This window comes from Thalassovita sp. ABM4_323 (assembly GCF_056158665.1).
Map to the genome: position 1 here is coordinate 1,823,236 of NZ_JBSWTS010000007.1, position 22,513 is coordinate 1,845,748.

Below are 22,513 nucleotides of genomic sequence, written 5' to 3' on the forward strand. Positions count from 1 at the left end.
GCGCGGGCACGCGCGTTTGCGCCCGCGTCCTCCCTCAAGAGTCCATCACCCTGTTCTGAAATCACTATGGGGTGGAAAAACGCGCACTCACATACGTCATTTGACGTATACTGCACCGCAGCATTTTCCGCAAACCTGACGAGGTGAGGGCGGAAAGCAAATCGCCCAGGGTCACTTCTCGCAAAGTTTCAGGAGGCGATATGTCCAAGAAAAAACTCAATGAACTCTCGTCCGGCGTCAGCCGCCGCAGCGTTCTTGCAGGTGGGGCGGCAGCACTGACTGCATCCCTGTTCGCGCCCAAACATCTGATGGCTGCTGACTATCCCACGTCCGCCGTCAACACCACCGGTCTGGCTGTCACCGATGACACCGTGACCATCGGTATTCTGCACTCGATCACCGGCACCATGGCGATTTCGGAAACCGGGTCGGTGCAGGCAGAAAAACTGGCGATTGAACAGATCAACGCCCAAGGCGGTATTCTGGGCCGCAAGATCGAATACATCCAGGAAGACGGCGCATCCGATTGGCCGACTTTCGCGGAAAAAGCCAAGAAGCTGCTGGTGAACGACAAGGTTGCCTCGGTCATGGGCTGCTGGACCTCGGCCAGCCGCAAGGCGGTTCTGCCGGTCTTTGAACAGTATAACGGCTTCCTCTACTATCCCACCTTCTATGAAGGTCTCGAGCAGTCGCCCAACGTGATCTACACCGGCCAAGAGGCCACGCAGCAGATCATCGCCGGCCTGGATTGGGTGTCCAAGGAAAAAGGCGCGAAAACCTTCTATCTGCTGGGGTCCGATTACATCTGGCCGCGTACCTCGAACAAGATTGCGCGCAAGCATATCGAGAACTTCCTGGACGGCGCCAAGGTCGTGGGCGAGGAATACTATCCGCTGGGCCACACCCAGTTCAACTCGGTCATCAACAAGATCCGCCTGAAGAAACCCGACGTGATCTATGCGATCGTTGTGGGGGGCTCGAACGTTGCGTTCTACAAGCAGCTCAAGGCCGCTGGCATCGACATGACCAAGGAAAAACCGCTGGTCCTGACCATCTCGGTCACCGAGGACGAGATCCGCGGTATTGGCGGCGAAAACATCGATGGCGCCTATGCCTGCATGAAGTATTTCCAGTCGCTGACCAACGACAACAACATGGAATTCGTCAAAGCCTTCAAAGAGATGTGGGGCGAAGACATGGTGATCGGCGACGTGACCCAGGCTGCGTATCTGGGCCCGTGGCTGTGGAAAGCCGCTGTCGAAGCCGCAGGCTCGTTCGATGTGGACAAGGTGCGCGCTGCCACACCGGGTATCGAGCTGACCTCGGCCCCCGAAGGCTATGTCAAAGTGCATGAAAACCATCACCTGTGGTCCAAAACCCGCGTCGGTCTGGCCAAGCCGGACGGCCAGTACGAAGTGGTGTTCGAAACCGCTGATCTGGTCGAGCCCGATCCCTTCCCCGAGGGTTACCAGTAAGTCGTCATCCTCACCTGGGTGGCCCGGCTCGCATAAGCGGGCCACCCCTTTTTCATGACATCACTGACTGGCCACAGGAGCGAAACAGATGTTTTCCGACTATTCGATGAGCGAGCTGGGCGCGATTTTTGCCATGCAAGGCTTCGCGGGGCTCATCCTCTTTTCCGTCTTTGTCCTCATGGCGCTGGGACTGGCAATTATCTTCGGCCAGATGGGCGTGATCAACATGGCCCATGGCGAGTTCATGATCCTGGGCGCCTATGTCACCTATTTGATGTCGAACCTGTTTTCGACCTACATGCCGGCGCTGTTTGGCGCCTATTTCTTTGTGGCCATGATACTCGCCTTCATTGTGTCAGGGGCCTTAGGGCTGCTTGTCGAATGGGCGATGATCCGGCACCTGTATAAACGCCCGCTGGATACCTTGTTGGCCACTTGGGGCCTCAGCCTGATTCTGCAACAGGTCTATCGCAGCGTGTTCGGCGCGCGCGAGGTCGGCGTGACCATTCCTGACTGGATGATGGGGTCGCTGCCGTTGACCGACCTGATCGAGATCCCGATCAACGGGATTTTTGTGATGGTGCTGGCCGTCAGTATTTCGGCCGCCGTTTATATCCTGATGTTCAAATCCACCTGGGGCCGTCAGGTCCGCGCGATCAACCAGAACCGGGTGATGGCGGGTGCTGTGGGCATCAACACCGAATGGACCGACCGTCTGACCTTTGGCATCGGCTGCGGGGTCGCGGGGGTGGCTGGATCTGCCTTTACGATGATCGGGTCCACCGGCCCGACGGCAGGGCAGCTCTATATCGTTGATACCTTCCTTGTGGTCGTTTTCGGCGGCGCCGCCAGCCTGCTGGGCACCATCGCCAGCGCCTTCTCGATCAGCCAAGCCCAGTCGATCATGGAGTTCTTCCTGTCCGGCTCGATGGCCAAGGTTCTGACGCTGCTGACCGTCGTGGGCATCCTGATGATCCGCCCGCAAGGCCTGTTCGCCATGAAACTGCGCAAATAACCGGAGGCCGCAATGGAAACGTCCAACCGCTTTCTTTCCCGTTCCGAGCTGATTGGCTTTGCCGTCCTCGCCGTCGTCATCTTTGTTGTCTTGCCCGTGGCGCTGGATACCTTTCGCCTGAACCTGTTTGGCAAGTATCTGACCTATGCCTTTGTCGCCATCGGGCTGGTGCTGTGCTGGGGGGCTGGGGGGATCCTCAGCCTGGGGCAGGGCGTGTTTTTCGGGCTGGGGGGCTATTGCATGGCGATGTTCCTCAAGCTCGAAGCCTCGACGCCTGAAAACACCGCGATCCAATCTACCCCCGGCATTCCCGACTTCATGGACTGGAACCAGCTGACCGCGCTGCCGTCTTGGTGGCAACCGTTCAACAGCCTGGCCTTTGCTCTGTTGGCCGTGGTCATGGTGCCGGTGATCTTTGCCTTCATCATCGGGGTGGCCATGTTCACCCGGCGTGTGGGGGGCGTGTATTTCGCCATCATCACCCAGGCCTTTGCCGCGATCCTGACCATCCTAATCATCGGCCAGCAGGGCTATACCGGGGGCGTCAACGGCATCACCGACCTGCGCACGCTGCTGGGCTGGGACATCCGCACGGACGAGGCCAAAGAGATCCTGTATTTCGTCAACGGCGTGCTGCTGTTCGCGGTGCTGCTGGCGGCGCAATTCGTGCGCAAATCCAAGCTGGGCCGTCTGCTGATCGCCATGCGCGATCAAGAGGACCGGGTGCGCTTTTCCGGCTATAACGTCGCGAATTTCAAGATCTTTGTCTTCTGTCTGGGCGCTGCTTTCGCTGGCATCGGCGGGGCGATGTTCACCCTGCAGGTCGGCTTCATGTCACCCACGCTGGTCGGCATCGTGCCCTCGATCGAGATGGTGATCTTCTGCGCTGTTGGTGGGCGGATTTCGATCCTGGGTGCGGTCTATGGCGCGCTTTTGGTGAACTGGGCAAAAACCACCTTCTCCGAAAGCTTCCCCGAGCTGTGGCTGCTGGGCCTGGGCGGGCTGTTCATCGCGGTCGTGATGATCTTCCCCAATGGTCTGGCAGGGATCTACGCCGATTACGTCGCTCCGCGCATCGCCAAGTTGTTCAACAAGTCCTCGGGCGTTGATCTGCCCGGCAGCGCCAAGTCGCCAGCCGAATAAGGAGATCCTACATGTCTGTAAACAATCCAAATTTCGTGTTGGCGGTCGAGGGGCTGACGGTGTCCTTTGACGGGTTCAAGGCGGTGAATGACCTAAGCTTTTACGTCGAACCCAACGAATGCCGCGTGATCATCGGCCCCAACGGGGCGGGCAAAACCACCGTGTTGGATCTGATCTGCGGCCGGACCAAGGCCACCTCGGGCTCGGTCAATTTCAAGGGCCACGAGCTGCTGTCCATGCGCGAAGACCAAATCGTGCATGCCGGGGTGGGGCGCAAATTCCAGACGCCCTCGGTCTACGAAGATCTGACCGTGTTCGAGAACCTGGAACTCAGCTATCCCAAGGGGCACGGCGTGTTCGGCGCGTTGACCTTCCGCCGGGATGACCCGGTGAAAACCCGGATCAAAGAGATCGCCGAGACGATTTTCCTGGACGATCAGCTGGACGAAAAAGCCGCTTATCTGAGCCATGGCCAGAAACAGTGGCTGGAAATCGGCATGCTGCTGATCCAGGACCCCGAACTGCTGATGCTGGACGAACCGGTCGCCGGCATGTCCGTGGCCGAGCGCAAGAAAACCGCCGAGCTGCTGAACCGCATCATCAAGGATCGCTCGGTCATCGTGATCGAGCACGACATGGGTTTCGTCGAGGATATCGCCACCCGCGTCACCGTTCTGCACCAGGGCAAAACCCTGTCCGAGGGCTCGATGGACCGGGTCCAGAACGATCCCAAAGTCATCGAAGTCTATCTGGGCCACTAAGGAGAAATCACATGCTGGATGTAAGCGAACTGCGCGCGGCCTATGGCGAATCCGAGGTGCTGCACGGGCTGGATCTGAAGGTCAAACCCGGTGAAATCGTCGCCATCATGGGGCGCAACGGCATGGGCAAAACCACGCTGATGAAAACCCTGATGGGTATCGTGCCGGAAAAATCGGGGGCCGTGTCGGTGGGGACGGACCCGGTGACGGGGCTGAAATCCCATCAGCGCGTCGCTAAGGGCATCGCCTATGTGCCGCAAGGGCGGATGATTTTCTCGGCCATGACGGTGCAGGAAAACGTGGAAACGGGGCTGACCGTCACTGGCAGCAAAAAGGTGCCTGACGACATCTACGAGCTGTTCCCCGTTCTGCTGGAAATGAAATCGCGCCGGGGTGGCAACCTGTCGGGTGGTCAGCAGCAACAGCTGGCGATTGCCCGCGCGCTGGCCAGCAACCCCAAGGTGCTGCTGCTGGATGAACCAACCGAGGGCATCCAGCCCTCTATTATTCGCGAAATGGCCCGCACCCTGCGCAAGATCCGCGATCAGAAAGGCCTGTCGATCATCGTTTCAGAACAAGTGCTTAGCTTTGCTCTGGATGTGGCGGACCGGGTCATGGTGATCGAGAATGGCGAATTTGTACACGACAGCCCGCGCGACGGCATCGACGAGGCCAAGGTCTCGAAATTCCTCTCCGTTTAAATCAAAGAAAGGACAGTAACATGGCTGATACGCTGATTTCGGTGGACCTGAGCGAAAGCCCGCATACCAACGAAAACGTGCACAATAGGTGGCACCCCGATATCCCGATCAACGTCTGGGTCGAACCTGGCGACGACTTCAAGATCGAGACCTACGACTGGACCGGTGGTCAGATCAAAAACGACGATGACGCCAGCGATGTGCGCGACGTGGAACTGGAGCAGGTGCACTATCTGTCCGGTCCCATCGGCGTCAAAGGGGCTGAACCGGGCGACTTGCTGGTCGTGGAAATCCTGGACATCGGTGCCAAGGAAGAAAGCCAGTGGGGCTTTAACGGCTTCTTTTCCAAGCAAAACGGCGGCGGTTTCCTGACCGAGCATTTCCCCGAGGCACAGAAATCCATCTGGGATTTCGAAGGCATGTTCACCAAGTCGCGCCACGTGCCCGGCGTGAAATATGCCGGTCTGATCCACCCCGGTCTGATCGGCTGTTTGCCCGATCGCAAGATGCTGGACATGTGGAATGAACGCGAAACCGCGCTGTTCAACACCAACCCGGACCGCACGCCGCCTCTGGCTGCGCTGCCCAACACCCAAAGCGCGCATATGGGCGCGATGAAGGGCGAAGAACGCGATGCCGCCGCTGCCGAGGGCGCGCGCACCGTGCCGCCGCGCGAACATGGCGGCAACTGTGACATCAAGGACCTGAGCCGCGGCTCTAAGATCTATTTCCCGGTCTATGTGGATGGTGCAGGCCTTTCGATGGGGGATCTGCACTTCAGCCAGGGCGATGGCGAGATCACCTTCTGCGGGGCCATCGAAATGGCCGGTTGGCTGCACCTGAAGGTCAGCCTGATCAAAGAAGGCATGTCCAAATACGGCGTGAAAAACCCGATCTTCAAGCCCTCGCCGATCACGCCGAAATACGATGACTACCTGATCTTCGAAGGCATCAGCGTCGATGAGGCAGGCGAGCAGCACTATCTGGACGTCCACATTGCCTATCGTCAGGCCTGTCTGAACGCGATCGAGTATCTGAAGAAGTTCGGCTATTCCGGTGCGCAGGCCTATGCGATTTTGGGCACGGCCCCGGTACAGGGGCATATCTCGGGCGTGGTGGATATTCCGAACGCCTGTGCCACGCTGTGGCTGCCCACGGACATCTTTGAATTCGACGGCATGATGCCCAACCCGGATGGTCCGACCAAGTTCCTGGATGGCTCGATCGACATCCCGCTGGCCCCTGATCTGTAAACCAATCGGGGCGGCGCCTGTCGCCGCCCCGTCACGAACAAAGGACACCCCAATGCCCGTCTATGAATACTGGTGCGATGATTGCGGCCCATTTGAATCCCTGGTGCCGATGTCGAAATACTCGGAACCCTGCGCCTGTCCGGTTTGCGCCACGCCCGCGCCGCGCGTGATGATGACCGCGCCCAAACTGTCCGTGATGGATTCCAACCGCCGGCACGCGCATGAAACCAACGAACGCAGCGCTGACAGCCCGCGTAAATCCTCGCATGGGCCGGGATGCAGCTGCTGTGGGGGCGGGGACAAGAAGAACTCGAAAACCTTGTATCGCCCCGATGGGTCCAAAAGCTTCCCAACCAAGCGGCCCTGGATGATTTCCCACTGATGACGTGAATGCGCCGCTAGGGCCAGTCGGAAAAGCCCCGGCGCAGTTCAGACAGGTCATCCCCGTCCGGGCGCGAGACAATGGCCCGATAGGCACCGGGCGACATGTCGGTCCGGCGCTTGAAGAAATGGCTGAACCGCGTCGCGTCGGCAAATCCCAGATCCGAGGCGATCTTTTTCAGCGGCGAGCCCGAGTTTTCCAGCCGCGCCTTGGCCTCGGCCGTCAGGCGTTCATGCACCAGCTCGGCGGCGCTGCGCCCTGTTTCGCGTTTGCAGATGCGATGTAGCCGGTCGTAATCGACCCCCAGCTCGTCTGCGTAGCGCGCGATCTGCCAGTGGTCGCGATAGTGCAGCTCGACCAGATGGCGAAACCGGCGCAGGATGCTGGTTTGCTCGACCCGTTTGTCAGCGCCATCGGGCTGATGAGAGCGCAGTGCACAGATGAACATCAGCCGCAAATACGCCGCCAGCGACATCGGCGATTGCCGTTCGGCCGTGGCCAGTTCCGCCCCAAACCAGGTGACCAAAGCTTGGACTTGCTCTTGCTCGGGGGGCTGGGTCAGCGCGGCGTTGAACGGTTGCTCGGCCAGCATTCGCAGATGCACCGACTCGGCGCGCGCGCCAATCGCATCCAGAACAATCGTATCGCTTAGCCCCAGAACCGTCGCCCGAGACCCGGCGCGCAGGCACAAAACCGGGCTTTGCTGCGGCGGCCAATAGCACAAGGCCGGCCCCGTGATCGTGGTTTCAGAATCACCGATCACCAAGGTTCCCATCTCCAGAAACAGCAGGCGGGCATACCCGTCTGGCAGGGTGGCACGCAGCACCTGATCGTGCAGGGCCTCGCGTTCAACCAACAAAGATGCGTAACCGTCTTTCATGCTGAATTCCAGAAATTCACAATAAATGCCCAGAAATGAGCATTTCATGACAATATACATGGAGGTTACGATTTCTCAAGGGAGGACGGGCCCAGCCCGCACAAGACATGGCGCTTACTCAGTTGAAGTCAAAAGACCCGCATCCGCGGTTTGTCGAACGGACCAGTCCGGTCAATGGACGGGTTGTCAGTGTCGAACCGGCCATGGATCGGGCGCAGGCCCTGGATATGGTTGCGCAGGCTGCTGCGGCCTATCCGGCGTGGTCTGCCCTGCCTGCGGCGCAGCGCGCGGAATTCCTGGCCAAGGCTGCGGACGTGCTGGAATCCCGGCGCGAAGATTTCCGCCTGGCAATGTCCGAAGAGATCGGCGCCCCGGCCAAGTGGACCCATTTGAACATCAGTTTCGCCGCCGAAATTCTGCGCGAGGTCGGCACCTATGCCGACGAGGCCGAAAAGGTCGAAATCATCCCGGATGCGCGCGGTATCACTAGCAAGGCGGTGCGTGAACCCTGCGGTGTGTGTCTGGGCATCGCGCCGTGGAATGCGCCTTTGGTCCTGGGCTTTCGCGCCGTGGCCGCGCCGTTGCTATGCGGAAATACGGTGCTGCTGAAAGGCAGTGATTTCGCCCCGCGCACCCTGCGCCTGATCGGAGAGGTCTTTGCCGAGGCCGGTCTGCCCGAGGGCGTCATGCGCCCCATTCTGACCCGCGCCGAGGACAGCGAAGAGATTGTCGAGGCGCTGATCGCCTCGCCGGTGGTACGGCGTGTGAATTTCACCGGATCAACTCGTGTTGGGCAGCGTGTGGCCGAACTGTGCGCCAAATACCTAAAACGACCGCTTCTGGAACTGGGCGGACAGTCTACCATGGTGGTTCTGGACGATGCCGATCTGGATCTGGCCGCCGCCGAGGCGGCCCGGGGCGCTTATCTGAATCAGGGCCAAATCTGCATGTCGACCGAGCGCCTGATCGTGGCCGACAAGGTGGCGGACAAGTTTGCCAGCAAGGTCGAAGCCCTGCGCGCCAAGCTGATCGTCGGCGATCCGGCCGACCCGGCGACGGATGTGGGGCCGGTGATCAGCCACGCTGCGGCCGAACGCTTTGCCGGGTTGGTCAGCGATGCGGTGTCCAAGGGCGCCCGGCTGGTTGGTGGCGGCGGGATGCGGAACAATCTGGTCGAGCCAACCCTGCTGGATCACGTCGAACCGGGAATGCGGATTTACCACGAAGAGGTCTTCGGTCCGCTGGCCTCGATCACGCGGGTGATCAATGACCTCGAGGCCGTGACGGTCGCCAATGACAGCGAATATGGGCTGGTGTGCTCGGTCTTCAGCCGCAACCCTGAACGCGCCGAGAAGGTTGCGCATCAGCTGCACAGCGGCATCTGCCACATCAATCGCTGCACCTTCGACGATACGCCCCACGCGCCGTTTGGCGGCGTGAAATCCAGCGGCTACGGCCGGTTTGGTGGCCGCTGGGGCATGCACGAATTCACAGAATTGCGCTGGATGACCAGCGCAGCACCGACCTGAACGCAGGTCCTCAAAGGAAAAACGGGAGGAAACTATGACCTTTGACAAGTTGCGCCGCACGATGGTGATTGGCACCGGGGCTGCCCTGGGGCTGTCGACCCTGATGGCCACGACCGCTCTGGCCCAGGAACCGCTCAAATTTGGTGTTGTTGCCCACCTGACCGGCCCGCTGGCCGGGGGCGAGGCCGTGACCCACACCCCGAATATCGAACTCTGGGCCAAGCAGGTGAACGACCGCGGTGGCCTGAAGGTTGACGGCGAAATGCGCCCGATCGAGGTGATCACCTATGACGACAAAACCAACCCGGCCGAGCATATCAAGGCCGTGCAGCGCCTGGCGACCCAGGACAAGGTTGATTTCATGCTGTCGCCCTATGGCACCGGGTTCAACATCGCAGCGGCCCCGATCTATGCCAAGTATGACTTCCCGCTGATTGCTGTCAGCGCGATCACCGACAAACAGCCCGAGCTGTCCAAACGCTTCCCCAACATGTTCTTCACGCTGGGCTCGACCACCGGGTTCGTCGAGGGCGTGCGTGATACGCTGACCAAGATGCGGGATGCCGGCACCATCGGCAACAAGATTGCCATGGTGAACGTGGCCGATGCCTTCGGGATCGAGCTGGCCGACAAAGCCCGCCCCATCCTGACCGAAGCCGGGTTCGAGATCGTCTATGACAAATCCTATCCGCTGGGCACGCCCGATATCTCGCCCGTGGTGAAAGGCGCCAAAGCGTCCGAGCCCGATGCCTTCGTGGCCTGGTCCTATCCGCCGGATACCTTCGCGCTGACCGAACAGGCGATCATCGAAGATTTCAGTGTCAAGGCGTTCTACACCGCCGTTGCGACGGCCTTTCCGGCCTATGCGGGCAAGTTCGGATCCAAGATCAACGGCAACCTGGGCGCAGGCGGGGTGAACCCCGAGACCCCGGCCATGAAAGAATACCGCATGGCCCACAAAGAGGTGACCGGCAAAGAGGCCGATTACTGGGCCTCGGCGACCTATTATTCCAGCCTGCAAGTGTTGGAACAGGCGATCGAAGCCGTGGGCACGGTCGACCGCGAGGCGACCGTGGACTACATCAAGAACAACAGCTTTGACACCGTGATCGGCACCATCAGCTTTGACGAGAACAACAACTCGGAACGCTATTGGTCCGTGGGTCAGTGGGAAAACGGCGTGTTCCGCGCTGTGGCTGACACCGGCATGGGCGACTCGGTCGCGGCCACGCCCAAGGACGGCTGGAACTAACTCCGCAACTCTTGCTGCCCGGCCGTGTCTGGCCGGGCAGCCCCCTCTAATCAGGCGAAAATATTATGGATATCCTCATATCCGGGCTGCTGCTGGGCGGCACCTATGCGCTTATGGCGTTGGGGCTGAACCTGCAATATGGCGTCGCGCGCATCATGAACCTTGCCAATGGCGAGATGCTGGTCCTGGGTGGGCTGGCCGCGTTCTGGCTGTTCACCGCGTCCGCCTTCAGCCCCATTCTGACTGCGGTGATCATCGCGCCCCTGGCTTTTGCCGGGAACTGGCTGCTGTACCGCTATCTTCTGCTGCCGCTGGTGCGGCGCGCGAAATCCACCGGTCAGCTTGAGGTCGACTCGATCCTCGCGACCTTCGGCATGAGCTTTGCGCTGGTCGGCATCATGGTGTCGCTGCATGGCGAGTACTTCACCTATTCCTATCTGGCCGAGCCGTTTTCCGTGCTGGGCAGCACCGTCGCGCTGAACCGGCTGGTGGCCTTTGGGCTGGCCGTTCTGATCGGTGGGGCGCTGTATTACTGGCTGAACCACACCTATCCGGGCACCGCCGTGCGTGCCGTGTCTGTCAGCACCGAGGCTGCGGGTCTGGTCGGCATCAATGTCGATAAAGTGTCCGCGCTGGCCTTTGCCTTGGGTGGGGCCGTGACCGCGATGGGCGGCACGCTGATTTCCACCTTCATCACGCTGGATGCCTCGGTTGGGGTGATCTTCACGATGAAAGCGCTGATCATCATCATCATGGGCGGCGTCGGCGACATCCGAGGCGCCATCATCGCCGCGCTGATCCTGGGGCTGGTGGAGACCACCGTGGCCACGGTCGTGGACCCCGGCCTGACGCTGGTGGCGGCCTATGTGATCTTTCTTGGCATCCTGCTGTTCCGTCCGCAGGGCCTGTTCGGGAGGCGCACATGAAACCTGCCGAGCTAAGAAATCTGGGCCTGGGGGTCGTGTTGGCCGCGCTGGCTGCCGCCTTGCCCCTGATCACCGATGGCTATTGGCTGTCGATTGCCACCACGGCGATGATGTATATCGCCCTGTCCACCAGCTGGGCGCTGTTTTCCGGCCCCACGCATCTGATCGCCCTGTCGACCGGCGCCTTCTTTGGTGTTGGGGGGTATCTGGTTGGTTCGGGCATGAGCGATTACTACCAAAGCTTCTGGACCATGGCCCTGATCGCGCCGATCGTGGCGACCGTTCTGGCGCTGCTGATCGGGCTGGCCACGCTGCGCTTGTCGGGCGTCTATTTCGTGATCTTCACGCTGGGCCTGGCCGAGATGATCCGCAACCTGGTCAGCTGGGTGCAGAACAACTTCCTTGGATCGCGGGGCCTGTATGTGCTGACCGATTTTGGCGAGGAACACATCTATTGGATGCTGCTGGCCGTGGCCGTTGTGGTGTTCTTGCTGGGCTGGTGGATCAACCGCTCGCGTCTGGGCTTTGCGCTGCGCATCATCGGCAATGACGAAGAAGTCGCCCGCCATGTCGGCATCAACACCGCATGGTCCAAGGTGATCCTGTTCATGACCACCGGGTTCTTTGCCGCGCTGGTCGGGGCCATTGTCGCGCCGCGCTATTCGTATATCGAACCCAATGTGGTGTTCTCGCCCGAGCTTAGCTTCTTGGTGGTGATCATGGCGCTGCTGGGCGGTGTGCATCGCCTGTGGGGGCCGCTTGTGGGCGTCATTCCCTTCACCCTCTTGTGGGAGGCGATCTCGATCTCGTTCCCCAACTCGACCACCTTGTTCCTGGGGCTGTCGTTCCTGTTGATCGTCTACCTGATCCCGAACGGTTTTGTCGGCCTGTTTGAACAGCTCAAACGGAGGGCGGCGAAATGACCAGCAAGCAAACAATCCTTGAGGTCAGCAACCTGACAAAACGCTTTGGTGGGCTGGTGGCCGTGAACGACGTGTCGTTCGACGTCAAAGAGCACGAGGTCATGGGCATCATCGGGCCCAATGGGTCGGGCAAATCGACCACGATGAACCTGATCTCGGGGGCGCTAAAGCCCACGGCGGGCAGCATCATGCTGGAGGGCCACGACCTGACCCCGCTGCCTCCGCACAAGATCGCCCGTTTCGGCGTGGCGCGGACGTTCCAGCTGGTGCGCATTCTGCCGGGGATGAGCGTCATCGAAAACGTCGTCGCCGGTGCCGCCTTTGCACATAAACCCCGCTGGGGAAGCGAAGCCGAGGGATTCGCCAGTGATCTACTGGACAGGCTGGAATTGGGAGAAAAGAAAAACCTGGGGATCGATAGCCTGACCTATATCGACCAAAAACGGCTGGAACTGGCCCGCGCCCTGGCGGCGGAACCGGAAATCCTGCTGTTGGATGAATGGCTGGCGGGGCTGAACCCGTCCGAGTTGCAGATCGGGATCGAACTGATCGCGAACCTGCGCCACGAGGGCCGCACGATCATCCTGGTGGAACATGTGATGGATGCGATCCGGTCGCTGTGCGACCGCTGCGTTGTGATGAACTCGGGCGTGAAAATCGCCGAAGGGACCCCGGCCGATGTGCTGTCTGATCCCGAAGTTATCCGCGCCTATCTGGGGGATGAGTGATGCTGACGATTGAAAATCTCTCTGTGTCATACGGCCTGCACCGGGCGCTGGGCGGGGTCAGCCTGACCGTCGCTCCGGGTGAAATCGTGGTCATGCTGGGCGCCAACGGGGCTGGCAAAAGCTCGCTTTTGCGGGCGGTTGCCGGGATCTGCGAAGGCGATGTAGGCGGGCGGATTGACCTCAGCGGCAAAAATCTGCTGAGCCGCAAGTCCGACGAGATCGTCGAGGCTGGCGTTGCCTTTGTCCCCGAGGGACGGGGCATTTTCGGGGACCTGTCGGTGTGGGACAACCTGATGCTGGGCGCCTATTCGCAGCGGGCGCGCCGCGCCAAGGACGAGAACCTGAAATGGGTCCTGGAGCTGTTCCCCAAGCTGATCGAGCGCAAAACGCAGATCGCGCGCACCATGTCTGGGGGCGAACAGCAGATGGTGGCGATCGGGCGGGCGATGATGTCCAATCCCGAAATCCTGATGTTGGACGAACCCTCGTTGGGCCTGTCCCCGCTGCTGTGCAAAGAGCTGTTCGGCAACCTGTCCAAGATCCGCGAAACGGGGATGGGCGTGTTGCTGGTGGAACAGAACGCCAAACAAAGCCTGGCCATCGCGGACCGGGGCTATCTGATCGAAAACGGTGAAATCACCGGAGAAAACGCAGCCGACGCAATGCTGAACGATCCGGCCGTGCAAGCGGCCTATCTGGGTGGCGGCGCGCAGGCTCAACCAACTTAGAACGTTTAGAAGGAGCAAACAGATGTTTGAAGGCAAGAAGATTATTGTCACTGGGGTGTCTTCGGGGATTGGCCAGGAAACGGCCAAGCAACTCAAGGCGCAAGGGGCCACCGTGATCGGCGTGGACCGCAACCCGCCCAGCGTTGAACTGGACGCGTTTCACCAGGTTGACCTGATGGACGAAGCCGCGCTGGACGCTCTGATCGAAGAGCTGAAAGCTGTCAAAGCCGACGGCCTGGCCAATATCGCCGGTGTACCGCCGACGGCTCCGGTTGAAACCGTTGTGACCGTGAACCTGGTCGCGCTGAAACGTCTGACCCTGGGTCTGGTCGACAGCCTGGCCGATGGCGCCTCGATCGTGAACCTGGCCTCGCTGGCCGGGATCGGCTGGGAAGGCGAGATCGCCAAGATCAAGGCCGCCGAAAGCCTGGATCACGCCGGTGTTCCGGCCTTCTGCGCCGCGCAGGGCATCACCGCCGAGATCAGCTATTTCTATACGAAACAAGCGCTTGTGGCCTGGACCCACGAAAACCGCTGGACCTGGCGAGATCGCGGCATCCGCATGAACGCTGTCAGCCCCGGGCCGGTCGAAACGCCGATCCTGAAGGATTTCCTGGAAACCCTGGGCGAGCGCGCCGAGGAAGACATGAAGATCATGGATCGCCCCGGCACCCCCACCGATATCGCACCCGTCGTGGTGTTCCTGCTGAGCGAAGGTTCGGTCTGGCTGCGCGGTGTGAACATCGCCACCGATGGCGGCATGCGCGCGCATATTGATGCGACCTCGAATGGTTTGAACTGATAGGGAGACAAGTTCATGAGCATTTCCATGCTAATCGGCGGTCAGGACGTGGCCGCACAGGACGGCGCCACGTTTGATCGCCGCGACCCAGTGACCGGCGAGGTCGCCACCACCGCCCCCGCCGCCAAGGCCGCCGACGCCCAGGCCGCGGCCAAAGCAGCGGCAGCGGCGTTCCCGGCGTGGTCGAAAACCAGCCCGGCAGAACGGCGCGCGGTGCTGAACAAAGCCGCGGACGAGCTGGAGGCGATGACACCTGAAATCATCGCCATCACCACCAATGAAACGGGGGCCACCGCGCCCTGGACCGGGTTCAACTGCATGCTGGCCGCCGGGATGCTGCGCGAGGCGGGTGCCATCACCACCCAGATCACCGGCGAGATCATCCCGGCCAACAAGCCCGGCACGCTGGCCATGGCGCAGCGCAAGCCGTTGGGCGTGTGTCTGGGCATCGCGCCGTGGAACGCGCCCATCATTCTGGGCACTCGTGCCGTGGCGACCGCGATTGCTTGTGGCAACACCGCGATCCTGAAAGCCTCGGAAATGTGCCCGGCCACCCACCTGGCCATTGGCGAGGCCTTCCGCCGCGCTGGTGCCCCTGACGGGGTGATGAACGTAGTGACCAATGCCCCCGAGGATGCTGCCGAAGTGGTCGGCGCGCTGATCGCGGCCCCTGAGGTGCGTCACATCAACTTCACCGGTTCGACCGGGGTCGGCAAGATCATCGCGCAAACCGCTGCGACCCATCTGAAGCCGGTCCTACTGGAACTGGGTGGCAAGGCACCTCTGGTCATTCTGGATGACGCGGATGTCGAGGCAGCAGTGAACGGTGCGGCCTTCGGGGCCTTCATGAACCAGGGCCAGATCTGCATGTCCACCGAACGGATCATCGTGCACGAAGGCATCGCGGACGAATTTATCGCCGCCTTCGCTGCCAAGGCCAACGCCTTGCCCGCTGGCAACCCGCGCGAGCAGGTCGTGCTGGGCGCGCTGGTCACGCCCGAAGCGGCCGAGAAGATGGACAAGATCATCGCCGACGCAACCGCCAAGGGCGGCAAAGTCATCGCCGGTGGCAAGCGCGATGGCGCCGTGGTCGAGGCAACGCTGATCGACAATGCCTCGCCCGACATGACCATCTATGCCGAGGAAAGCTTTGGTCCGGTCAAGCCGATCATCCGCGTGAAGGACGACGAAGAAGCGATCCGCGTGGCCAATGACACCGAATACGGCCTGTCCGCAGCGGTTTACAGCCAGGATATCCAACGCGCGATGTCTGTTGCCGACCGGATCGAAAGCGGTATCTGCCACATCAACGGCCCCACGGTCGCGGACGAGGCTCAGATGCCCTTTGGCGGCGTTAAGGATTCGGGCTATGGCCGCTTTGGCGGCAAGGCGGGGATCGACTCGTTCACCTCGGTGCGCTGGGTCACGATCGAAGATCCTCACCAGCACTTCCCGTTCTGATCTGATTGCTCCATGAAACAATCGCAAAGCCGTCCTGTCACCGGGGCGGCTTTGTTTTCCCGGGGTGTGCGCATCTTGACCCGGCTGTGAAATCGCGGGATTTTCCTGAGAGGAAAGAATTCACCCGGTTTCAGGGTGATCAGTGAAAGGTGCGTTGAATGCCGACGAAATCCGCAGAGGCCGCAAATCCCAAGGCCAAGCTGTCCCAAAACCCCCATGCGGTGAAAGAGCCGCGCGAAAAGAACCTGGAGGTGGCGATCGGGCGACAGGTGCGCGAATTGCGCAAACGGCAGCGGATGACGGGCTCGGACCTGGCGACGCAGACGGGTTTGTCTGTCGGGATGCTGTCCAAGATTGAAAACGGTGTGACCTCGCCCTCGCTGAATACATTGCAAGTGCTGGCCGATGCGCTGCGTGTGCCCCTGATCCAGTTGTTTTCCGGCTTCGAAGAACCGCGCGGCGCCATGCATGTGAAAGCGGGCGAGGGGGTCGAGATCGAACGCGCCGGGACGCGCGCGGGCCACCAGTACCAGCTGTTGGGGCATATCGGGTCGAACAACTCGGGCGTGGTGGTCGAGCCCTATCTGATCGAACTGACCGACGCCAGCGACCGCTTTCCCGCCTTCCAGCACGAAGGGATGGAGATGCTGTATATGCTCGAAGGTCGCGTCAGCTATCGGCACGGGGATCAGATCTATGACATGGCGCCGGGCGACAGCCTGCTGTTCGACGCCGATTCCCCGCATGGCCCCGAAGAACTGCTGGAATTGCCCGCCAAATACCTGTCGATCATCAGCTACCCTCAGCAGAAATAGCCCGCAGACCCCAGTTTGACCAAGGTTTTGCCCAGAAAATGGGCAACCCGCCGCTTGGGCAAAAAATATTCTCCACGGGAAAGAAATTGTCTTGAAGGGCAAATTTATTTCCTGATAGGCAAGTCTCGACGACAAGCAGTCGAGAAGAGATGGAGAAAACTATGTGCGGCATTGTTGGCCTGTTCCTGAAAAAGGAAGACATGCGCCCGCAGCTGGGAAACCTGCTGACGGATATGCTTATCACCATGACGGATCGCGGCCCTGACAGCGCGGGCATCGCCATCTATGGGGATGAACTGGACGGAAGCGTGAAAATCACGGTGCAATCGGATGCACCCAAGACCGCGTTTGCTGAACTGGACGGCGCGCTGACCTCGGCCATCCATGCGCCGGTAACGATGCGGGTCGTGGACACCCACGCCGTACTGACCGTACCCGCCGAGGTCGAAGACAAGGCCATCGCCGCGCTGGAAGAAAAAGGCCTGCGTATCATGGGCTCGGGCGTGTCGATGGAGATCTACAAAGAGGTCGGCCTGCCCAAGGATGTCGCTGCTCGGTTTGGCCTGCGCGACATGGGGGGCAGCCACGGCATCGGCCACACCCGCATGGCCACCGAAAGCGCCGTGACCACCATGGGCGCGCATCCGTTTTCCACCGCCGATGACCAGTGCCTGGTGCACAATGGCTCTCTGTCCAATCACAACCAGATGCGCCGTGTTCTGGCCAAAAAGGGCGTGTTCACCCGCAGCGAAAACGACACCGAGGTCGGCGCCGCCTATATCAGCTCGCGTATCGCTGACGGCGCGTCGCTGGGCGAGGCTCTGGAAGGCACGATCGAGGATCTGGACGGCTTTTTCACCTTCGTGACCGGCACCAAGAATGGCTTTGGCGTGGTACGGGACCCCATCGCCTGCAAGCCCGCCGTCATGGCCGAAACCGAGGATTATGTCGCTTTTGCAAGCGAATACCGGGCTTTTGCCGATCTTCCGGGGATCGAGGACGCGAAAGTCTGGGAACCCGAACCTGCCACCGTCTATTTCTGGGAGCGCTAAGACATGGAAACGATTGATATGGCCCAAACCCCGCTGCGCGACCTGAACACGGTTCTGCAAGCGCAGGCAAAATCGGGCGCGAATGCGGAATACGTGATCGAGAACCCGCGTGGTTCTCATGCGGTGGCGTGTGGCCTGGATGGCCCGCTGTCGGTGACCGTCAAGGGCTCGACCGGGTACTACTGCGCGGGCATGAACAAAGAGGCCTCGGTGACAGTCGAAGGTTCGGCCGGGCCGGGTGTCGCGGAAAACATGATGTCGGGCGTGGTCACCATCGAAGGTGACGCCAGCCAATATGCCGGGGCCACGGGCCATGGCGGGCTGCTGAACATCAAGGGCAACGCGTCCTCGCGCTGCGGGATTTCCATGAAGGGGATCGACATCGTGGTGCATGGCAATATCGGCCACATGTCCGCGTTCATGGCGCAAAAGGGCAATCTGGTCGTGCTGGGGGATGCTGGCGATGCGCTGGGCGACAGCCTGTACGAGGCCCGCCTGTTCGTGCGCGGCAATGTGAAATCGTTGGGCGCGGACTGCATCGAAAAGGAAATGCGCCCCGAGCATATCGAGATCCTGACCGATCTGCTGGCCAAGGCCGGCGCGGATGCCAAGCCCGAAGAGTTCAAACGCTACGGCTCGGCCCGCAAGCTTTACAACTTCAACATCGACCACGCTGGCGAATACTGAGGAAAGCCCAATGGACAAGACACCCAACACGATGCCACGGCAATCCTGGACCTTCTCGAACGAGACCAACTCGGAAATTCGTCGCGCAGCCGCCACCGGTATTTACGACATTCGCGGCGGTGGCGCCAAACGCAAGGTGCCGCATTTCGACGACTTGCTGTTCCTTGGCGCCTCGATGAGCCGCTACCCGCTGGAAGGCTATCGCGAGAAATGCGAAACCAAGGTGACGCTGGGCACTCGGTTTGCCAAGAAACCGATCGAGCTGGATATCCCGATCACCATTGCGGGCATGTCCTTTGGCTCTCTGTCGGGCCCCGCTAAGGAAGCCTTGGGCCGCGGCGCGACCATGGCCGGGACCTCGACCACCACGGGCGATGGGGGTATGACCGAAGAGGAACGCGGCCACAGCGAAAAGCTGGTCTATCAATACCTGCCCAGCCGCTATGGCATGAACCCCGACGATCTGCGCCGCGCGGATGCGATCGAAGTGGTCGTGGGCCAGGGTGCCAAACCGGGCGGCGGTGGGATGTTGCTGGGTCAGAAGATCACTGAACGGGTCGCCGGAATGCGCGATCTGCCCGAAGGGATCGACCAGCGTTCAGCCTGTCGTCACCCCGACTGGACCGGGCCGGATGATCTGGAAATCAAGATCCTGGAGCTGCGCGAGATCACCAATTGGGAAAAACCCATCTACATCAAGGTCGGCGGCGCGCGTCCCTATTACGACACCGCTCTGGCGGTCAAGGCTGGCGCGGACGTGATCGTGCTGGACGGGATGCAGGGCGGCACCGCGGCCACGCAGGACGTGTTCATCGAACATGTCGGTCAGCCCACTTTGGCCTGTATCCGCCCCGCCGTTCAGGCGCTTCAGGACCTGGGTATGCACCGCGAGGTACAACTGGTCGTCTCGGGCGGGATCCGCACCGGTGCGGATGTGGCCAAGGCGCTGGCGCTGGGCGCGGATGCGGTCTCTATCGGCTCGGCCGCGCTGATCGCGCTGGGCGACAACGATCCCAAATGGGAGGCCGAGTATCAGAAACTGGGCAGCACTACCGGCGCCTATGACGACTGGCATGAAGGTCAGGACCCGGCGGGTATCACCACACAAGACCCCGAGCTGATGAAGCGCCTGGACCCGGTCGAAGCGGGCCGTCGTCTGCGCAACTATCTGAACGTGTTGACGCTGGAGTGTCAAACTCTGGCCCGTGCCTGCGGCCACAACCATGTTCACAACCTGGAACCCGAGGACCTGTGCGCCCTGACCATGGAGGCCGCCGCCATGGCGCAGGTCCCGCTGGCAGGCACCAACTGGTACCCCGGCAAACCCGGTTTCTAAACGCCAACAAGGGGGGCTGATGGCCCCCTTAAACCCACAGGGAATAGGTTAGACAAATGAGCAAACTTGCCAAATTCGCCGAGGACAATGGCGTAAAATACTTCATGGTCTCGTATACCGATCTGTTCGGTGGACAGCGCGCCAAGCTGGTGCCCGCCGCCGCCATCGCGGATATGGAAGAAGAGGGCGCAGGCTTTGCCGGTTTCGCCACCTGGTTCGACATGACGCCTGCGCATCCCGACATGCTGGCCGTGCCGGACCCGGACGCGGTGATCCAGCTGCCGTGGAAACCCGATGTCGCCTGGGTCCCCGCGGATTGCGTGATGGAGGGCTCTCCGGTCGAACAGGCCCCGCGTAACGTGCTGAAAAAGCTGATTGTTGAGGCCGCTGAAGCCGGTCTGCGCGTCAAAACCGGGATCGAGGCCGAGTTCTTCCTGCTGACCCCCGAGGGCGACAAAATCTCGGACCCGTTCGATACGGCCGAAAAGCCCTGCTATGACCAACAGGCCGTCATGCGCCGCTATGACGTGATCGCCGAGATTTGCGACTACATGCTGGATCTGGGCTGGGGTCCGTATCAGAACGACCACGAGGACGCGAACGGCCAGTTCGAAATGAACTGGGAATTCGACGACGCGTTGGTGACCGCCGACCGCCACAGCTTCTTTAAGTTCATGGTCAAATCGGTGGCTGAAAAGCACGGTCTGCGCGCCACCTTCATGCCCAAACCTGTCGAGGGTCTGACCGGCAACGGGTGTCACGCCCATATCTCGGTTTGGGATCTGGACGGCAAAACCAACGCCTTTGCGGGTGATGCGGGCGGCCAGATCGGCGAGGTCGGCCTGTCCGATCAGGGCGGGTATTTCCTGGGCGGTATCATGAAACACGCCGAGGCCCTGGCCGCGATCACCAACCCCACCGTCAACAGCTATAAGCGGATCAACGCGCCGCGCACCATGTCGGGCGCGACATGGGCGCCTAACACCGTCACCTGGACCGGCAACAACCGTACCCACATGGTCCGCGTGCCTGGCCCTGGCCGGTTCGAGCTGCGCCTGCCCGATGGGGCCGTGAACCCCTATCTGCTGCAGGCCGTGATCATCGCGGCGGGCTTGTCCGGGATTGGGTCCAAAGCAGATCCGGGCCCGCGCTATGACATCGACATGTACGCCGAAGGCCACACCGTCAAAGATGCGCCCAAGCTGCCGCTGAACATGCTGGACGCGATCCGCGCCTATGACGCCGATACCGAGCTGAAATCGAAACTGGGCGACAGTTTCTCGGCCTCGTTCGTGAAGATGAAGCACCAGGAATGGAATGCCTTCGTGTCGCATTTCTCGAAGTGGGAAAAGGACAACACGCTGGACATCTGATCCTCGTACCTTGGCAACTGAAAGACCTGAACCATGCGTTTCTCTGGTTTTCGCGTCCTCAAAGAGGCGCTGACTGGCCATGGGGGCTGGAAACCCCTGTGGCGTGATCCTGACCCGAAACCTGCCTATGATTTCGTGATCGTCGGCGGGGGCGGGCACGGGCTGGCCACGGCCTATTACCTGGCGACCGAATTCCGTCAGGCCCGGATTGCCGTGCTGGAAAAAGGCTGGCTGGGGTCGGGCAATATCGGGCGCAACACGACCATCATCCGCTCGAACTACCTGCTGCCGGGGAACGAACCGTTCTACGAGTTTTCGATGAAACTGTGGGAAGGCATGGAGCAGGCGTTCAACTTCAATGCGATGGTCAGCCAACGCGGAATCCTGAACCTGTGCCACACTGACGGGCAGCGCGATGCGTTCCGCCGCCGGGGCAATGCGATGCTGCTGGCGGGCGCAGATGCCGAGCTGTTGGACGCCGCGCAGGTGCGTGACATGGCGCCGTTTCTGAACTTCGACAACGCGCGCTTCCCGATCAAGGGCGGCCTGCTGCAACGCCGGGCCGGGACTGCGCGCCATGATGGCGTGGCCTGGGGCTATGCCCGCGGGGCTGATATGGCCGGGGTTGATCTGATCCAGAATTGCGAGGTCACGGGCTTTCGCATCCAGAATGGCCGGGTCGACGGGGTTGAAACCTCGCGCGGGTATATTGGCGCGAAAAAGGTCGGCGTCGCCGTGGCGGGGTCCTCCAGCCGGGTGATGCAGATGGCCGGGATGCGCCTGCCGATCGAAAGCCACGCGCTGCAGGCTTTCGTGTCCGAGGGGCTGAAACCCACGATTCCGGGCGTCATCACCTTTGGCGCGGGTCATTTCTATGTCAGTCAGTCGGACAAGGGCGGGCTGGTCTTTGGCGGCGATCTGGACGGGTATAACTCCTATGCCCAACGCGGCAACCTGCCGGTGATCGAGGATGTGGCCGAGGGCGGTATGGCCCTGATGCCGATGATTGGTCGCGCCCGTCTGCTGCGGGCCTGGGGCGGGGTGATGGACATGTCGATGGACGGGTCCCCGATCATCGACCGCACCCCGATCGAGGGGCTCTATCTGAATGGCGGCTGGTGCTATGGCGGGTTCAAGGCCACGCCTGCCAGCGGGTTTGTCTTTGCCCACCTGCTGGCCAATGACACGCCGCACCCCACTGCTGCGGCCTATCGCCTGAACCGGTTCGAAACCGGCCATATCATCGACGAAAAGGGCGTGGGTGCCACGCCGAACCTGCACTGAGGCCCCG

The 22,513-nt window shown here is 61.1% G+C and carries 22 protein-coding genes; 21 read left to right on the forward strand and 1 reads right to left on the reverse strand.

Going from position 1 to position 22,513, the window contains the following annotated elements:
* The first annotated feature begins 200 nt into the window (after window positions 1-200).
* The 7 genes from urtA (at window position 201) to ACXADQ_RS11510 (ending at window position 6,730) form a co-directional block, all read left to right on the forward strand.
* Entirely contained in the window at window positions 201-1,475 is a 1,275-nt protein-coding gene (gene urtA / locus ACXADQ_RS11480) for an urea ABC transporter substrate-binding protein (RefSeq protein WP_475320418.1), read from the forward strand.
* Window positions 1,476-1,563: 88 nt separating this feature from the next.
* Entirely contained in the window at window positions 1,564-2,490 is a 927-nt protein-coding gene (gene urtB / locus ACXADQ_RS11485; protein WP_475320419.1) for an urea ABC transporter permease subunit UrtB, read from the forward strand.
* Between the two features lie 12 nt (window positions 2,491-2,502).
* The gene (gene urtC, locus ACXADQ_RS11490) at window positions 2,503-3,633 is read left to right on the forward strand and encodes an urea ABC transporter permease subunit UrtC (RefSeq protein WP_475320420.1); all 1,131 of its coding nucleotides are present in this window, start codon (window positions 2,503-2,505) and stop codon (window positions 3,631-3,633) included.
* Between the two features lie 11 nt (window positions 3,634-3,644).
* Complete coding sequence (gene urtD / locus ACXADQ_RS11495; protein WP_475320421.1) at window positions 3,645-4,394, forward strand: urea ABC transporter ATP-binding protein UrtD; 750 nt, start codon at window positions 3,645-3,647, stop codon at window positions 4,392-4,394.
* 11 nt (window positions 4,395-4,405) lie between these two features.
* Window positions 4,406-5,095, forward strand: a complete 690-nt coding sequence (gene urtE, locus ACXADQ_RS11500; RefSeq protein WP_475320422.1) for an urea ABC transporter ATP-binding subunit UrtE — start codon at window positions 4,406-4,408, stop codon at window positions 5,093-5,095.
* Window positions 5,096-5,115: 20 nt separating this feature from the next.
* A complete protein-coding gene (gene fmdA, locus ACXADQ_RS11505) occupies window positions 5,116-6,348 on the forward strand; it encodes a formamidase (protein ID WP_475320423.1) in 1,233 nt (410 codons plus the stop codon).
* A 52-nt stretch (window positions 6,349-6,400) separates the two neighbouring features.
* Entirely contained in the window at window positions 6,401-6,730 is a 330-nt protein-coding gene (locus ACXADQ_RS11510; protein WP_475320424.1) for an FmdB family zinc ribbon protein, read from the forward strand.
* A gap of 16 nt (window positions 6,731-6,746) precedes the next feature.
* Here the strand turns inward: ACXADQ_RS11510 and ACXADQ_RS11515 are convergent, their stop codons facing one another.
* On the reverse strand, window positions 6,747-7,610 hold the full coding sequence (locus tag ACXADQ_RS11515) for a helix-turn-helix transcriptional regulator (protein WP_475320425.1): 864 nt from the start codon (window positions 7,608-7,610) through the stop codon (window positions 6,747-6,749).
* Between the two features lie 107 nt (window positions 7,611-7,717).
* Between ACXADQ_RS11515 and ACXADQ_RS11520 the strand changes: the two genes are divergently transcribed.
* The 14 genes from ACXADQ_RS11520 (at window position 7,718) to ACXADQ_RS11585 (ending at window position 22,506) form a co-directional block, all read left to right on the forward strand.
* On the forward strand, window positions 7,718-9,139 hold the full coding sequence (locus ACXADQ_RS11520; protein WP_475320426.1) for an aldehyde dehydrogenase family protein: 1,422 nt from the start codon (window positions 7,718-7,720) through the stop codon (window positions 9,137-9,139).
* A 34-nt stretch (window positions 9,140-9,173) separates the two neighbouring features.
* The gene (locus ACXADQ_RS11525; protein ID WP_475320427.1) at window positions 9,174-10,391 is read left to right on the forward strand and encodes an amino acid ABC transporter substrate-binding protein; all 1,218 of its coding nucleotides are present in this window, start codon (window positions 9,174-9,176) and stop codon (window positions 10,389-10,391) included.
* Window positions 10,392-10,456: 65 nt separating this feature from the next.
* Window positions 10,457-11,317, forward strand: a complete 861-nt coding sequence (locus tag ACXADQ_RS11530) for a branched-chain amino acid ABC transporter permease (RefSeq protein WP_475320428.1) — start codon at window positions 10,457-10,459, stop codon at window positions 11,315-11,317.
* Window positions 11,314-12,240 (forward strand): branched-chain amino acid ABC transporter permease, encoded by a 927-nt coding sequence (locus ACXADQ_RS11535; RefSeq protein ID WP_475320429.1) that lies wholly within the window; start codon window positions 11,314-11,316, stop codon window positions 12,238-12,240. Before ACXADQ_RS11530 ends, ACXADQ_RS11535 begins: the two co-directional genes overlap by 4 nt.
* Window positions 12,237-12,968 (forward strand): ABC transporter ATP-binding protein, encoded by a 732-nt coding sequence (locus ACXADQ_RS11540; protein ID WP_475320430.1) that lies wholly within the window; start codon window positions 12,237-12,239, stop codon window positions 12,966-12,968. Before ACXADQ_RS11535 ends, ACXADQ_RS11540 begins: the two co-directional genes overlap by 4 nt.
* Complete coding sequence (locus ACXADQ_RS11545) at window positions 12,968-13,696, forward strand: ABC transporter ATP-binding protein (RefSeq protein WP_475320431.1); 729 nt, start codon at window positions 12,968-12,970, stop codon at window positions 13,694-13,696. Before ACXADQ_RS11540 ends, ACXADQ_RS11545 begins: the two co-directional genes overlap by 1 nt.
* A 22-nt stretch (window positions 13,697-13,718) precedes the next feature.
* Window positions 13,719-14,498, forward strand: coding sequence for a coniferyl-alcohol dehydrogenase (locus tag ACXADQ_RS11550; RefSeq protein WP_475320432.1), 780 nt, complete (start codon window positions 13,719-13,721; stop codon window positions 14,496-14,498).
* Window positions 14,499-14,513: 15 nt separating this feature from the next.
* Entirely contained in the window at window positions 14,514-15,959 is a 1,446-nt protein-coding gene (locus ACXADQ_RS11555) for an aldehyde dehydrogenase (RefSeq protein WP_475320433.1), read from the forward strand.
* A gap of 158 nt (window positions 15,960-16,117) precedes the next feature.
* On the forward strand, window positions 16,118-16,774 hold the full coding sequence (locus tag ACXADQ_RS11560) for a helix-turn-helix domain-containing protein (RefSeq protein ID WP_475320434.1): 657 nt from the start codon (window positions 16,118-16,120) through the stop codon (window positions 16,772-16,774).
* Between the two features lie 161 nt (window positions 16,775-16,935).
* Window positions 16,936-17,826 carry a class II glutamine amidotransferase gene (locus tag ACXADQ_RS11565; RefSeq protein WP_475320435.1) on the forward strand — a complete coding sequence of 297 codons (891 nt, stop codon included), beginning with the start codon at window positions 16,936-16,938 and terminating at the stop codon, window positions 17,824-17,826.
* Window positions 17,827-17,829: 3 nt separating this feature from the next.
* Window positions 17,830-18,513, forward strand: coding sequence for a protein GlxC (locus ACXADQ_RS11570; RefSeq protein ID WP_475320436.1), 684 nt, complete (start codon window positions 17,830-17,832; stop codon window positions 18,511-18,513).
* A gap of 10 nt (window positions 18,514-18,523) precedes the next feature.
* On the forward strand, window positions 18,524-19,849 hold the full coding sequence (locus ACXADQ_RS11575; RefSeq protein WP_475320437.1) for an FMN-binding glutamate synthase family protein: 1,326 nt from the start codon (window positions 18,524-18,526) through the stop codon (window positions 19,847-19,849).
* A gap of 56 nt (window positions 19,850-19,905) precedes the next feature.
* Complete coding sequence (gene glnT / locus ACXADQ_RS11580; protein ID WP_475320438.1) at window positions 19,906-21,222, forward strand: type III glutamate--ammonia ligase; 1,317 nt, start codon at window positions 19,906-19,908, stop codon at window positions 21,220-21,222.
* Window positions 21,223-21,255: 33 nt separating this feature from the next.
* Window positions 21,256-22,506: a sarcosine oxidase subunit beta family protein gene (locus ACXADQ_RS11585; protein ID WP_475320439.1), complete on the forward strand. Its 1,251-nt coding sequence runs from the start codon at window positions 21,256-21,258 to the stop codon at window positions 22,504-22,506.
* Window positions 22,507-22,513: the final 7 nt, after the last annotated feature.

What these genes read in the sequence shown, in the direction of transcription:
- urtB (WP_475320419.1), top strand. Translation starts at nt 1,564, where the DNA reads ATGTTTTCCGACTATTCGATGAGCGAGCTGGGCGCGATTTTTGCCATG.
- ACXADQ_RS11575 (WP_475320437.1), top strand. Translation starts at nt 18,524, where the DNA reads ATGGACAAGACACCCAACACGATGCCACGGCAATCCTGGACCTTCTCG.
- ACXADQ_RS11545 (WP_475320431.1), top strand. Translation starts at nt 12,968, where the DNA reads ATGCTGACGATTGAAAATCTCTCTGTGTCATACGGCCTGCACCGGGCG.
- ACXADQ_RS11570 (WP_475320436.1), top strand. Translation starts at nt 17,830, where the DNA reads ATGGAAACGATTGATATGGCCCAAACCCCGCTGCGCGACCTGAACACG.
- ACXADQ_RS11565 (WP_475320435.1), top strand. Translation starts at nt 16,936, where the DNA reads ATGTGCGGCATTGTTGGCCTGTTCCTGAAAAAGGAAGACATGCGCCCG.
- ACXADQ_RS11555 (WP_475320433.1), top strand. Translation starts at nt 14,514, where the DNA reads ATGAGCATTTCCATGCTAATCGGCGGTCAGGACGTGGCCGCACAGGAC.
- urtC (WP_475320420.1), top strand. Translation starts at nt 2,503, where the DNA reads ATGGAAACGTCCAACCGCTTTCTTTCCCGTTCCGAGCTGATTGGCTTT.
- ACXADQ_RS11550 (WP_475320432.1), top strand. Translation starts at nt 13,719, where the DNA reads ATGTTTGAAGGCAAGAAGATTATTGTCACTGGGGTGTCTTCGGGGATT.
- glnT (WP_475320438.1), top strand. Translation starts at nt 19,906, where the DNA reads ATGAGCAAACTTGCCAAATTCGCCGAGGACAATGGCGTAAAATACTTC.
- ACXADQ_RS11560 (WP_475320434.1), top strand. Translation starts at nt 16,118, where the DNA reads ATGCCGACGAAATCCGCAGAGGCCGCAAATCCCAAGGCCAAGCTGTCC.
- ACXADQ_RS11510 (WP_475320424.1), top strand. Translation starts at nt 6,401, where the DNA reads ATGCCCGTCTATGAATACTGGTGCGATGATTGCGGCCCATTTGAATCC.
- ACXADQ_RS11540 (WP_475320430.1), top strand. Translation starts at nt 12,237, where the DNA reads ATGACCAGCAAGCAAACAATCCTTGAGGTCAGCAACCTGACAAAACGC.
- ACXADQ_RS11515 (WP_475320425.1), bottom strand. Translation starts at nt 7,610, where the DNA reads ATGAAAGACGGTTACGCATCTTTGTTGGTTGAACGCGAGGCCCTGCAC.
- ACXADQ_RS11520 (WP_475320426.1), top strand. Translation starts at nt 7,718, where the DNA reads ATGGCGCTTACTCAGTTGAAGTCAAAAGACCCGCATCCGCGGTTTGTC.
- urtE (WP_475320422.1), top strand. Translation starts at nt 4,406, where the DNA reads ATGCTGGATGTAAGCGAACTGCGCGCGGCCTATGGCGAATCCGAGGTG.
- urtA (WP_475320418.1), top strand. Translation starts at nt 201, where the DNA reads ATGTCCAAGAAAAAACTCAATGAACTCTCGTCCGGCGTCAGCCGCCGC.
- ACXADQ_RS11535 (WP_475320429.1), top strand. Translation starts at nt 11,314, where the DNA reads ATGAAACCTGCCGAGCTAAGAAATCTGGGCCTGGGGGTCGTGTTGGCC.
- ACXADQ_RS11585 (WP_475320439.1), top strand. Translation starts at nt 21,256, where the DNA reads ATGCGTTTCTCTGGTTTTCGCGTCCTCAAAGAGGCGCTGACTGGCCAT.
- ACXADQ_RS11525 (WP_475320427.1), top strand. Translation starts at nt 9,174, where the DNA reads ATGACCTTTGACAAGTTGCGCCGCACGATGGTGATTGGCACCGGGGCT.
- urtD (WP_475320421.1), top strand. Translation starts at nt 3,645, where the DNA reads ATGTCTGTAAACAATCCAAATTTCGTGTTGGCGGTCGAGGGGCTGACG.
- ACXADQ_RS11530 (WP_475320428.1), top strand. Translation starts at nt 10,457, where the DNA reads ATGGATATCCTCATATCCGGGCTGCTGCTGGGCGGCACCTATGCGCTT.
- fmdA (WP_475320423.1), top strand. Translation starts at nt 5,116, where the DNA reads ATGGCTGATACGCTGATTTCGGTGGACCTGAGCGAAAGCCCGCATACC.